Origin of the sequence: Paraburkholderia phenoliruptrix, from assembly GCF_019511605.1 — a bacterium.
GTDB lineage: Bacteria > Pseudomonadota > Gammaproteobacteria > Burkholderiales > Burkholderiaceae > Paraburkholderia > Paraburkholderia phenoliruptrix_A.
In genome coordinates this window covers 104,843-117,128 of sequence record NZ_JAEUAV010000023.1, presented here as the reverse complement: position 1 = coordinate 117,128, position 12,286 = coordinate 104,843, and the positions used below count along the sequence as shown (strand labels likewise).

Below are 12,286 nucleotides of genomic sequence, written 5' to 3'. Positions count from 1 at the left end.
AGCGACTGGAGCCGCGCTGCCCACGACTGGAAGGCTGCGATGCGGCAGTTCGCGATCCTCTACGAGGATCGCTTCACACGACCCGACAGCTAGAATGAAATTGATCGCCCACCACGCCCGAAATGTTCAGACGCCTTGCACACAAAAATTCAGACACTCCCGGGGTGTCCTCTAGCAGGTACAGCTTCTCGCAAGCCAGCGTCGGACCAAAGGGCGACCACGCCGGCCCGACACCACAGCAGATGGGCCCTGGTCGCGATACCGGATCACCAGCCGCTCGACCTGGCGAACACTCAGTCCAAGGCGCTCAGCGGCGCGGCCGGGCTTCAGCCCCATCTCCACAATCGCCTGAACCATCTTTAGCCGGCCCAATTCGCGCATGTTCAGTGTCACCAGTTCGGTTTGACGCATGCTGGACTCCCGCAGTCTTAGCACGAGCCTCCAGCATGAACCCGCAAACACGACATTTCAATTTAGCCGAAACGCAACATCCGAACTTTGGACTAACATCCGTTCCGTTGATAATTTATATTATGTCAAACGATCTTCGACAAATCAAATGCCTAGGCCCCCGTTGGTCTGCGAATAACTTCTCCCAGTTCTTGGGGAAATTTGTCACTGGTTCCTCCTCGTGGATCAAGCACCGCTTGTCACCAAGAGGCTCACTCACGCGACCTTGAGATCTTCGCAAGCGACTGCTGTTTCCGGATGATATTGATCAAGCTAAGCAACGCCGGGTGGTTGTATCGACGACCACTGTAGTACATGTGAATTGGATCTTCAGCGCACGCATGCTCGTCTAGCACGACCCTCAGCGTACGCCGTGCCAGTTCATCGGCAATCCGAGCCTCGAGCAGATACGCTATGCCCATCCCTGCCTTACACGCGCTAATCGTAGTCGCGGTATCGTTGATCGTGATCGACCCGGGCACCCGGATCGGGCTCTTTTTACCTGCAACGTTGACTTCCCAACGGTAGCTCGAATTGTCACCGAGCAAAAGCTGCAGGCAGTTGTGATCCGCCAGCTCGCTGACGTGGCGAGGAGTGCCGTGTTTCTTCAGATAGGCGGGCGACGCGGCCATCACCCATCGCTGCGGGCCGGTAAGCGGCACTGCAATCATGTCTTCGGGAACGTGATGGCCGTAGCGAATGCCGGCGTCGTATCCTTCTGCAACGATGTCGATAGGCCGGTTATCGACCACCACCGTAAGCTGCACTTCGGGACACAGGCGTGCGAATTCCGGCAATGCCGGTGCGATCAGCAAGTGAGCGGCGTCCGCGAAAACATTCAGACGTAAAGAGCCGAGTCGCGCGGTACCGGGCGCTGCAAAACTCTCGAGAGCCGAACCGATCTGATTGAAGCCTTCTTCCAGCCGGGAAGCGAGATCGAGCCCCGCCTCCGTGGGCGAAACCGCCCTGCTCGTCCGGTTCAGCAGTTTTGCGCCGAGGCGGTCCTCCAGCCGCCGCATCGCGTGACTGACTGCAGACGGCGTCTGCCCGAGTTCGATCGCCGCCAGCCGGAAACTCCGGCACCTGACTATCGCAAGAAACAGCCTCAAGTCCGCAAAATCGATCCGGTCGTTCTTTGCCATGGTGAATGCCGTTCATCGCTCCAGTGAATCCGTTTCATTCTACGGTATGCAATCATTTTCTTCCTCGATAAACCCGAAGCGCGGCGGCGTATGCCCCGCTCAATGTTTATCCATTCGGAGGGAATTCCATGCATGGACTTGAGCAAATACAGATCGGCGATCTGAAGGATACGAGAGTTCTCGTCACGGGCGGGTCGACTGGAATCGGAGCGGCTGTTGTTCGCGCATTCGCCGCGCAGGGCGCGCACGTGGTCGCTCATTTCAACGAGAGCGAAGCGGCTGCACAAGCGCTGCGTGCGGAGTCGCCCGAGCGCATTCATCTTGTCCAGGGCGACGTCAGCGAGCCGGGTGAAGCATCGCGGGTCGTGAAGGAAGCGGCACAACTGCTAGGCGGGCTCGATGGGCTCATCAACAACGCCGGCGCCATGTTGGGTCGGCTGGCATCTATAGGGGCCTCGGGCAGTCACTTTGAACGCGTCGTCAATCTGAACGCAAGATCGGTTTGGGAAGCAACCTCGGCTGCGCATCCGTTTCTGAAGGAATCACGTGGTTACGTCATCAATACGTCGTCCGTTGCCGCGCGTACGGGCGGCGGCGCAGGAGCGGTGCTTTACGCGGCGTCAAAAAGCTTTGTCAGCAGTTTGGCCCGTGGCCACGCCAAGGAATTTGTAAACGACGGAATCCGGGTCAACGCAGTAGCACCTGGACTCATACAGACGCCGTTCCACGACAAATACACGCCGCCGGAAATCTGGGCTTCGCAGACCGCCTCGGTGCCGATGGGCAGAGAAGGCACGCCGCAGGAGTGCGTCGGTGCGTTCCTGTTCCTCGCGTCTGCCGCCATGTCGGGATACATCACGGGGCAGATCATCGAGGTCAACGGCGGACAACTCATGCCATGAACGGAGAATCAAGATGAAACAACGGAAATTCGGACACGCAGAAAAGAGCGTCTCTGAAATCGGGTTTGGCGCGTGGGCCATTGGAGGTTCATGGGGCGACGTTGCCGAGAGCGATGCAAAGGCGGCTCTGCATGCAGCGCTGGATAGCGGTACGACCTTCATCGACACCGCCGACGTTTACGGCGACGGCCGCTCGGAGCGGATCATCGCGGCCGTGCTCAAGGAACGTCCGGGACCGCGCCCCTTCGTTGCGACCAAGGCTGGGCGGCGCCTGGACCCTCACGTGGCGCAAGGCTACACAGCAGCGAATCTGAATGCCTTTATCGACCGCTCCTTGAAGAACCTGGAGATGGAGCGGCTCGATCTCGTCCAGCTTCATTGTCCCCCGACTGAGGTGTATTACCGGCCAGAGGTTTTCGATGCAATGGACCGCATGGTCGCAGCGGGAAAGATCAGCAGCTACGGTGTGTCGGTCGAGAAAGTCGAAGAAGGTCTGAAAGCAATCGAATATCCGGGCGTGAAGTCGGTACAGATCATCTACAACATCTTCAGGCAAAGGCCTGCCCGCTTTATTCAGGAAGCTCGCGATCGGGGAGTCGCCGTTATCGTCCGGGTGCCTCTTGCGTCGGGCCTGCTCACCGGAAAAATGACGCGCGAGACGACGTTTGCGGCCAATGACCATCGCCTTTTCAATCGTAACGGCGAGGCCTTCGACAAGGGCGAGACGTTTGCCGGCGTTCCTTATGACGTCGCTCTGGAAGCCGTCGACGAAATCCGCTCACTCGTCCCGCAAAACGCCACGATGGCGCAGTTCGCGCTTCGCTGGATTCTCATGAACGATGGAGTGACGACTGTCATCCCAGGGGCGAAGAACGCAGCGCAAGCCAAGGCAAACGCTGAGGCAAGCGAACTGCCGCCCCTGACGGATTCGGCGATGGAGGTTCTTCGCGCGCTATATCTGCAAAAGATCGCGCCGTTTGTCCATCAGCAGTGGTAAAGCCTCGTTAAGAAGCCGTCGAACACTGCTTCCCGCTTGCCGGCGCAAGCACCGGCAACCAGTGAGAGCCCGGGCGGCCCGCATCGCGGGAAACGCATTCATTGCCCGCCCGGCGGTTGCACATGACACCGCCAACGCGGCTCAATGTCCGACGTAGATGTGCCCGGCACCGTCCACCGATGCCGGCGCGCCTGCTTGCGACGAGCCGTGCATCGACACTCCCCCTACCGACGTCGTATAGCTAGCAGATTTTTCGGCGGACACCTTCGCCTCGGCGGTCTGGATGTCCGCGGGATACTGCGCGTCAGATGCGACCGGACGATATCCGGCCATTTCAAACTGTACGAGATCGGCGCGGACTTCCGCACGCGTCACCGGCTGATCGACGGTTTGCGCGAACGAAAGCGCGGGCGCGGCCAGTGCGCAGGAAACGAGAACTACGTTGAGCAGTGCTTTCATGATCATTCACCTGTCTGTGAGTGGCGGCCACATTCACGATGAGCGCGGTCCGGGTTCCCTTCGTTGCGATTCGTGAAGGGTTGAACGGATTGTGGTCAATGAGCACCGACCCGACGCTGACCAGCGCATTACAAACTTGTCATCTTCGTGCGCGCTCAGCGCCCCACGTCTTTGCAGAACTGGCCTTCACAGAAGCACGATGCGCCGAAGAGTATCCGGGCCCCGCAGCGCTTCCCGCATGTGTGGACTGGTCGCCGCTGGTGAAGCTGGGTTCGTAGCCCGCGCCTCGCTGATCCTGAGAATCAGGTCCGACAGCGCCACACGCCGGGTACCGGCCCGACCAGGCTTGATCAAACCGCCCTGCACCAGATCACCGGCGAGACCGGACAGACGCACCATCCGCTCAAGCGCCGGATGGTGTGTGCAATTCCTCTCATCGTCCCGCGCGCTTGCGCACGATCACGCCGTACCACCCCATGCCTTCATATGTTTCGTAGCCCGGCGTGAGCGCGTAGGCCACCAATGTGTCCGCGTCCGGTCGATACGCGCCTGCCTTCGGACCACCCACTTTAAGCGGCAGCACTTCTTGCAGCATGCCTTTGTCGTCTGAACTGGCGATCACGCGCTTGGTTGCATCCACGAGCAGGCAGCGTGTACGCGTCCACTCCTCCGCGGACAAACGCACACCCTTGACTACCGTCGACGCTTGCGGCGCCCAGTTGAAGAAAACCGCCAGTACGCCAAGCGGACGTCCGCGGTTGGCGCCGCCTTCGCGAATGGCCGCGGCGTACGTCGCCACGGCGGCGCCGCCAAGCGCCGTCACTGACTCCAGTTCGGCCGCCGCATACTCGGCGCCCGATGCCGACTTGGCGGCCGCCTTGAACCACGGCTTGTCCGCCACGTTCTCCTGCCCTGCCGCGGCGAACTGACCCGGCCGGCCGGTGGCCACGACGTTGCCGGCCATGTCGATCACCCACAGATCGAGGTACACGGTGTAGCTGTCGAGAATCACGCCTAGCCGCTCTGACGCAAACGCGCGGTGTTCGGGCGTATCGTGCGCGAGGCAATCGACGATCGCGGAGTCGGTCGCCCACCAGCGCACGTCGCAGGAACGTTCGTAGAGGTTGCGATCGATAATCTCGATCATGTTCAGCGCGAGATCCGTGAGGCGTTGCGCTTCCTGCTGCTCGAGCTGCGTGATCATCCGGTCGCCGAGGGCCGTGAGTTCGCGGCCCAGTTCGGTGGTCAACTGTCCGATGCGTTGCGACACCACCTTGACCTGATTGGCGACCACGGCGAAACCGCGGCCGGCGTCGCCGGCACGCGCCGATTCGATCAGTGCGTTGATGGCGAGAAACGTGGTTTCACGATTGATGTCGTTGATATCCGATACATTGCCCTTCGCAATACGGTGAACTTCTCGCGTCAAATCGACAATCTCATTGGCGTCCGCCATGACCTTCCCCAAGCTTATGATCTGGATTTATCTTTCTCGCGCGACCAACCGCACCAAGACAATGCAGTTGAGCGCCATTGTTGTGCCGCCGCACATTTTTAATCCCTTCTTTTGGGCGCTTCTTGTTGCCAATTGAAGGCTTTAGCGTGCAACAACTCATCAACGGCATTACAAGGCGATTTCTTTAAGATTGAAATTGTCGGTCGGTCGCAAGAACCTGGTAGCCGGTCAACGAATGTGGCTGGCGAAAAAAAACGTGAGTTCCAGAAGGAACCCACGTGCTGGTCGAGGTGCTATTGGCGGCTAGCGGTTGAACGCCAACGCTGCTGCTGCCGAGGCTACAGCGAAACCGCAGTCGCGCTTACATCTCGTTGAAGTAGATTTCACCGCCCTTCATGACAAGGGGTATGTGTTCTCCCTGTCCGAGCAGGCACGTTATGTCGCGTAACGGATCGCCGTCGACCACCAGCATATCGGCGAACGCCCCCGGTGCGATACGCCCCAGCTTATCGGCCAACCCAAGCACTTCGGCGGCCGTGGTGGTCGCGCTGCTGAGCGTGGCGGCATTGCCGAGCACCTCTGCGCGGATGCGAAACTCGTCGCTTTGCAGACGCTGTGACGGTCCCAGCAGATCCGAACCGAAGCCCATTTTGACGCCCGCATCGTTGTAGATTTCGAGCGAGCGCAGGCCCGCTTCGCGCACGTCCGCGATCTTCGCGACACTTTCTTCGCCAAGGCCGTATTGCGCACCTTCTTTGGCGAGCGCCTCGTAAGTGACAAGCGTTGGCACCACGTATGCGCCCATCTCCGCCATTAAGCTTGCCGTGGGGGCATCGACAAGGTTGCCGTGCTCGATCGTGCGCACGCCCCAGCGCACGACGCGCGCGATTGCCTCTGCCGTGTATGCATGCGCCATCACATACGTGTGCCGCGCACGCGCTTCCTCGACGATCGCGCGCACCTCCTCTTCCGCGTAGCCGAACGCGCCGACGGGGTCGGTCGGCGATGCGACGCCGCCTGACGCCATGATCTTCAGATGATCCGCGCCCATCTGCAGTTCTTCGCGGGCAGCGCGACGTACTTCGTCGACGCCGTCCGCCACGCGCGCCAGCGCGCCGACGCGCACGCAGCAACCGCACGGCGCACTGCTGCCCATATAGTCGGAACGTGCCCGCATGTCGCCATGCCCGCCGGTCTGGCTTAGCGCGCGGCCCGCCACGAACAGGCGCGGCCCGACCGCGAGGCCGCTTTCGACGGCCTGCTTGTGCGGATAACCGGCGCCGCCCGCATCGCGCACGGTGGTAAAGCCGCGCCGCAGCATCGCTCGCATGATCGGCACCGAGCGCAACGTAACGAGCACGTTCGGCATGTTCACCTGTTGCGAGAGATTCAGTTGCACTGCGACGACGTGCACGTGCAGATCGATCAGACCAGGCATCAGGGTTTTGCCGCGCAGGTCGATCTCACGCGCGGCGGCGCTCTTCAACGGACGGTCCGAAACCTCCTTGATCAAGCCGTTTTCGACCAGCACGTGATGCCCTTCGCGCAATTCGGCGCGCTCGACGTCGAGCAGGCTGGCGTTCGACAACAGAATGCTTTCCACGCGTGTTCCCCTTAGTCGTTCGTGAGTTAGTCACGGAGTAGTCCCTGAGCAGAATCCGTCAGTAGTCCGTGAGTGTTTCGGTTAACCGGCGCTTGAGCGCCTGCGACCCATCGGGCGTCGAGCACCAGGCCTGACGCATCAGCCATCAGCCATCGAGCAGCGCCGGCAATGTGAACTGCGCGAGCGCCTGCGCGAATGGCACATGTTCGTCGCGATACCACGCGCGGCTATGCAGCAGATTCAGCGACGCCAGCGTGCGCCCGTCCCAGCGCACGGGAACGTTCAGCACGCTCTCGCAGCCGAGCGAGGCGATCAGTTCATGATCGGCGAAAACGGCGCGCAGATCGTCAGGCGTTGCGCCGATGAACGCTTCGCCGCGCGTGAGCACCGTCTCGACCCAGTTGCCGCCCGAGAGCGGCTTGGTTGCGGCAACCGGGTATTCGGCCGGACGATTGCTGTAGATGCGTGCAGATTCGCCTGTCAAGTCGTCGTAGCGCAGAATCGTGAAGAGCGTATGGCCGAGCGTATCGGCCAGCACCGTATCGAGCGCGCGAAAGAGCGTGGCCGGCTGATCGCCTTTTGCTTGCGCGCCCGCCAGCACGACGAACGGATGCAAGGTGCTTGCGGCGAGCGCGTTCATGCCGCTTCTCCTGCAGCAATGTCTTCCAGCGAGCGTCCACGGGTAGGCACGCCCATCACCACCACGGCGATTGCGCCGAGCAGCAGCACGACCGTCGTCACGCCGAACACGCCCGCGAAGCCGAAGTTGGGGTACAGATAGCCGACGAGAATCGGCGAAACGATCGCGCCGATGCGCCCGATCGCCGATGCTGTGCCTGCGCCCGTCGTGCGCACGGCCGTCGGGAAGACTTCTGCGGTGTAGGCGTAGACGCCGGCATACGTGCCGTTCATGAAGAACGACAGGCCGATGCCCGCCACCATGATCTGGCCGTTGGTGTGCGCGAAAGCCATGCCAAGGGCGCAAGCGCAACCGAACAGCATGTAGGTGGCGATGGTCGCCTGCCGTCCGATCCGTTCGTTGAACCACGACGCGCTGAAGTAACCTGGCACCTGCGCTGCGTACATTGCGACCGAGTAGCCGAAGCTGCGCGTGATGCTCATGCCGTGCTGCACCAGCAGTCCGGGGATCCACGTGAAGAAGGCGTAGTAGCTGAAGGTGATGGACAGCCACATGAGCCAGGTCATTGTCGTGATGCGCGCCTGACGGCCCGTCCACAACGCGCGCAGATTGGAGATCAGGGTGCCCGCTTCGAGCGCCGGTGCGGCGCGTGCCTCGACGGGCTCGGGCGCAGGCAACGCAATGCCGCGTGCCGTGAAACTCGCTTCAATGGCGTCGAGCACGCGCGTCGCTTCATCCGTTCGGCCACGGCTTTCCAGCCACCGCGGCGACTCGGGCAGCGAACGGCGCCACCAGAGCAGCATCAGGATCGGTACGGCGGTAATCAGCAGCACGACGCGCCATCCGGCGTCGAATGCGGGCACGATGAAATAGCCAAGCAGCGCGGCCGCGACGAAGCCGAACGAAAAGAACCCTGCCAGCGCGCCCGTGAAAATGCCGCGATAACGCTTGGCGACGAACTCCGCGAGATATGGCGCGATGATCGCGCTCTCCGCGCCTGTGCCCATGCCCGCGACAATGCGGGCCGCGAGGAACGTAGGCCACGAATCGGTCATGGCACTGACCACGGACGCTGCGCAGTAGATCAGCAGCGCCGACATCATGACCCTGCGTCGCCCGATCAGATCGCCGAGCGTGCCCGCCAGCAGCGCGCCGAAAAAGAAGCCAATGAAGTTGCCGCTGCCGAGCACGCCCGTCTGCACGCTGGAGAGACTCCAGTCGTGGCGCAGAACGGGTAGCACAAAGGCGACGGCGGCGGCGTCCATCGCGTCGAACGCGTAGCCGAGACCGCCCATCAGCAGCAGGTGACCATGGAACCGTCCAAACGGAAGGCGCTCGATGCGTGCAGAAACGTTTGACACGGTGTGCTCCTGTGATGATCAGGCCGTTACGCCCGTAAGTTGCGCGATGCGCCTTTCTCGCGTGCTTGAGGCGGATTCTATGGCTTGTCGAACGTCATAAATATTTATATCCTTGATCCGGTACATTGATAAGGTGAATGGCCGACATGAGCTTTAGATCGCTCGATCTCAACCTGCTGAAGGTATTCGAAGCGTTGATGACGGAAGGCGCCGTCACACGCGCGGCGACCAAGCTGTCGCTTACGCAGCCCGCGGTCAGTAATGCGCTCAGCCGTCTGCGCGAGGCATTCGACGACCCCCTGTTCGTGCGCAACGGCGCGGGCGTCGCGCCGACTCAGCGCGCCATGGCGCTATGGGGCCCGGTCGGCGACTCGCTGAGCCGCATTCGCGCCGCGCTCGACGAAGAAACGTTCGCGCCCGAACATGCCGAGGCCAGTTTCAGTCTGTCGATGTCCGATTATGTGGCGGGGCTCGTCATGCCGCGCCTGATCGGGCGGTTCAGCAAAGGCGCGCCGCGCCTGCAGTGGCATGCGGTGCCCAACACCTTGCTCGATGCGCCCGCGCTGCTGGAAGGCAACCGTGTGGACTGCGTGATCGGTGTTTACGTGAATGAGACGTTGCCGCCCGCGCATATTCGCTCGCGCTCGCTGTGGACCGTCGACTACGCGTGTCTGATGCGGCGCGGCCATCCGCTCGCGGCGCCCGGCCGTCTGACCACCAAGCGCTTTCTCAACGCAAGTCACGTGGACATCAGTCTCGCAGGACAGACGCAGCCGTCGTTCGACAGCTTTCTCGCGTCACGCGGACTTAAGCGCAATCTGGTCACCACGGTCAATCACTACACGGTCGCGTGCGAGATTCTGTGTGCGAGCGATCTGATCGCCGTGCTGCCGAGCGATCTATGCGCGCGCGGCGCCGGCAATGGCGCGCTGGTTAGCGTGCGCGCGCCGCTCGAGGCGCCGGATCGCGTCGTCAGTCTGTTATGGCATCAACGCAATGAGACGGCGCCGGCGCACCGTTGGTTGCGCGATCAACTGGTCGATATGTTCGCCGCGCCGGGGCTGGATAAGCGGGATATGAGCGCGGCCAACGGCGTCGCGGCCAACGGCCGGCGGCGGGATTCGTAACTGTCGGCGCGAGAGGTTTCGAGCGTGCGCTTACGTGGTCGACACCGGAACTCGAACGTGTGCCTGCAGAAAGTAAAGCGCCGCTAAAGCGTCTCCTCATAGCGGCAGTTGACGAGCAGCTCCGCCACGCTCGTCGTATTCGGCAACTCGATTGTATTCACCACGAGATGCGCCAGGTCTTGCGGCTGCGTCATCGCCATGGGTTCGAGATCGGCGATGCCGGCGGCCATGTCGGTATTGACAAAGCCGGGACACACCGCGGTCGCGCGCACGCCGTCGTCCCAGCCGGCACGGCGCACCGCATGGGTGAGCGCCAGCATCGCGTGCTTCGACATCTGATAGCCGACGTTCAGGTTCTTCACGCGTTTGCCCGAGAGCGACGCAAGCTGTATGAAACGTCCGGCTCCCGCGCGGCGCAGATGCGGCAGCGCCGCCTGCACAAGCCGGAAAGGCGCATTCACATTGATCTCGAAGGTCTCGGTCAACAGCGCATCGGTGCCCGTATCGAAGTCGATCATGCGGCAGATGCCCGCATTGCTCACCAGCACGTCGATGCGCCCGAACCGCGCGAGCGTCGCATTCACCCAGGCGCGGGCAGCTTCGGGATCGCGCGCCTCGTAGGAATGCAGCAACGCATCGGCCGCACCATCGTAGGCCCGCGTATCGCGCAGCCCGAGCGAAAGCCTGTAACCGCGCCGCGCAAGTTCCGCCGCTATCTCACGTCCGATGCCGCGGCTCGCGCCCGACACCATCGCCACTTTGTTCATATGCAATTCCTGGTGCTTCGGCCTTCCCTATCAGAAGCCCGCGTCAATGGTGATCTTCGAGCCGTCGCTAAAGCGCTCGAGACGGAACGCGTGCGGATCGACGAGCGGCGCGTCGCCGTTGACGAGGTCCGCCATCAACCGGCCCGCGCCCGGCCCGATGCCGAAGCCGTGTCCCGAGAACCCGGTGCCGATGAACATGCCCGGCACACGCGCAACGTGAGAGATGACGGGGATTGCGTCCGGTGTCACGTCGATATACCCGGCCCACCGCTGCGCGATGCGCGCGCCGGAGAATTGCGGAAACGTTTCGGTGAAGGCTTTCAGGCCTTTGTCGACGTATGCCACCATGGGGTCCGGATCGAGCGTGCGAACATGCTCGAACACCGTCGATTCGCTGAGCGACCAGCGGCGCGGCCGCTTGAGTTCGTCGAAGAAACGCTTGCCAATGTGAATCTGCAACGAACCCATCTGGCTCTTTAATGCTTCGATGTACTTGAAGAAGAGCCGGAACGAGTCGGGCGTCAGATCAGCGTGCGTGCGTAAGCCGTACGCGACCGTGTAGCCGCCGTCCGCACGCTTGCGAAACGCGAATTCCTCGTTATTGGTGCTGCAGGAGGGACCGCCTTCAAGCGGCTCGGTGCGCAGCACGGACGCACGCGTGAGCAATTGCGGCAGCTCCACGCCCAGATTTCCACAGAAATAGCGTGTCCATGCGCCGCCTGCGACGACGACCGCATCGCAGCGAATCGTCCCGTGTTCGGTGACCACCGCGCTCGCGCGACCGCCGCTCGTCTCGATGCCGCGCACCGCGCATGGCGTCAGAATGCTGACGCCCTTGCGTCGCAGCGCGTTGGCGATGGCGGGCGCGGCCTTTTGTGGTTCGGCGCGGGCATCTCCGGGCGTGAAGATGCCCCCTTTGAAGGTCTGCGTGGCGCCGGGCAACAGCCCTGCGATTTCTCCCGCGTCCACCTCTCGCGTGTCGAAGGCCTGGTCGCCGGCTATCTCGCGGGCGCGCTTGAGCCAATCGCGGTGACGCTCGAGCACGGCGTCATCGTTCGATACGTACAGGATGCCGCACGGGTTGAAGCCGGTGTCGATGCCGAGCTTCTGGTCGAGCGTGCGCCAGATCTTGAGGCTCTCGATGCTGAGCAGGACCTCGCGAGGATCTCGCCTCGTGACGCGCACCCAGCCCCAGTTGCGGCTTGACTGCTCGCCGGCGATATGCCCCTTCTCGCACAGCGCGACGGACAGCCCTTTCTCGTGCAGCGCAAGCGCCGTTGATACGCCGATGATGCCGCCGCCGATCACGACCACATCGGCGCGTTCGGGCAGTTTTATATCGTCTGCGACGGTGTCGACTTTAGGACCCATGGTTTCTTCTA

13 protein-coding genes are annotated in these 12,286 nt (G+C 62.1%); 4 read left to right on the top strand and 9 right to left on the bottom strand.

What is annotated here, in order from left to right; all coding sequences use genetic code 11:
* Window positions 1–171 precede the first annotated feature (171 nt).
* Window positions 172–411, bottom strand: a complete 240-nt coding sequence (locus tag JNB89_RS24235) for a helix-turn-helix domain-containing protein (protein ID WP_431026600.1) — start codon at window positions 409–411, stop codon at window positions 172–174.
* 251 nt (window positions 412–662) lie between these two features.
* On the bottom strand, window positions 663–1,592 hold the full coding sequence (locus tag JNB89_RS24230; protein ID WP_220363884.1) for a LysR family transcriptional regulator: 930 nt from the start codon (window positions 1,590–1,592) through the stop codon (window positions 663–665).
* Window positions 1,593–1,720: 128 nt separating this feature from the next.
* Between JNB89_RS24230 and JNB89_RS24225 the strand changes: the two genes are divergently transcribed.
* Window positions 1,721–2,494 (top strand): SDR family NAD(P)-dependent oxidoreductase, encoded by a 774-nt coding sequence (locus JNB89_RS24225; RefSeq protein ID WP_220363883.1) that lies wholly within the window; start codon window positions 1,721–1,723, stop codon window positions 2,492–2,494.
* 13 nt (window positions 2,495–2,507) lie between these two features.
* Window positions 2,508–3,491 carry an aldo/keto reductase gene (locus JNB89_RS24220; RefSeq protein WP_220363888.1) on the top strand — a complete coding sequence of 328 codons (984 nt, stop codon included), beginning with the start codon at window positions 2,508–2,510 and terminating at the stop codon, window positions 3,489–3,491.
* A 141-nt stretch (window positions 3,492–3,632) separates the two neighbouring features.
* Here JNB89_RS24220 and JNB89_RS24215 read toward each other — a convergent pair whose 3' ends face one another.
* On the bottom strand, window positions 3,633–3,950 hold the full coding sequence (locus tag JNB89_RS24215; protein ID WP_220363882.1) for a DUF4148 domain-containing protein: 318 nt from the start codon (window positions 3,948–3,950) through the stop codon (window positions 3,633–3,635).
* A 433-nt stretch (window positions 3,951–4,383) separates the two neighbouring features.
* Window positions 4,384–5,406, bottom strand: a complete 1,023-nt coding sequence (locus tag JNB89_RS24210; RefSeq protein WP_220363881.1) for a methyl-accepting chemotaxis protein — start codon at window positions 5,404–5,406, stop codon at window positions 4,384–4,386.
* Between JNB89_RS24210 and JNB89_RS24205 the strand changes: the two genes are divergently transcribed.
* Window positions 5,405–5,542 carry a hypothetical protein gene (locus tag JNB89_RS24205; RefSeq protein ID WP_220363880.1) on the top strand — a complete coding sequence of 46 codons (138 nt, stop codon included), beginning with the start codon at window positions 5,405–5,407 and terminating at the stop codon, window positions 5,540–5,542. The genes JNB89_RS24210 and JNB89_RS24205 overlap by 2 nt on opposite strands.
* A gap of 225 nt (window positions 5,543–5,767) precedes the next feature.
* On the opposite strand, the gene JNB89_RS24200 is transcribed toward JNB89_RS24205, so the two are convergent.
* The 3 genes from JNB89_RS24200 to JNB89_RS24190 all read right to left on the bottom strand — a co-directional run bounded on the left by JNB89_RS24200 (window position 5,768) and on the right by JNB89_RS24190 (window position 9,010).
* On the bottom strand, window positions 5,768–7,009 hold the full coding sequence (locus JNB89_RS24200; protein WP_220363879.1) for a metal-dependent hydrolase family protein: 1,242 nt from the start codon (window positions 7,007–7,009) through the stop codon (window positions 5,768–5,770).
* A gap of 145 nt (window positions 7,010–7,154) precedes the next feature.
* Window positions 7,155–7,649 carry a GAF domain-containing protein gene (locus JNB89_RS24195; protein WP_220363878.1) on the bottom strand — a complete coding sequence of 165 codons (495 nt, stop codon included), beginning with the start codon at window positions 7,647–7,649 and terminating at the stop codon, window positions 7,155–7,157.
* Window positions 7,646–9,010 carry an MFS transporter gene (locus JNB89_RS24190; RefSeq protein ID WP_220363877.1) on the bottom strand — a complete coding sequence of 455 codons (1,365 nt, stop codon included), beginning with the start codon at window positions 9,008–9,010 and terminating at the stop codon, window positions 7,646–7,648. The genes JNB89_RS24195 and JNB89_RS24190 overlap by 4 nt, the downstream gene beginning before the upstream one ends.
* 146 nt (window positions 9,011–9,156) lie before the next feature.
* On the opposite strand from JNB89_RS24190, the gene JNB89_RS24185 reads away from it, so the two are divergent.
* Entirely contained in the window at window positions 9,157–10,137 is a 981-nt protein-coding gene (locus JNB89_RS24185) for a LysR family transcriptional regulator (protein ID WP_220363876.1), read from the top strand.
* Window positions 10,138–10,220: 83 nt separating this feature from the next.
* Here JNB89_RS24185 and JNB89_RS24180 read toward each other — a convergent pair whose 3' ends face one another.
* On the bottom strand, window positions 10,221–10,904 hold the full coding sequence (locus JNB89_RS24180; protein WP_220363875.1) for an SDR family NAD(P)-dependent oxidoreductase: 684 nt from the start codon (window positions 10,902–10,904) through the stop codon (window positions 10,221–10,223).
* A gap of 30 nt (window positions 10,905–10,934) precedes the next feature.
* Window positions 10,935–12,275 (bottom strand): NAD(P)/FAD-dependent oxidoreductase, encoded by a 1,341-nt coding sequence (locus JNB89_RS24175; RefSeq protein WP_220363874.1) that lies wholly within the window; start codon window positions 12,273–12,275, stop codon window positions 10,935–10,937.
* Between the last annotated feature and the right edge of the window lie 11 nt (window positions 12,276–12,286).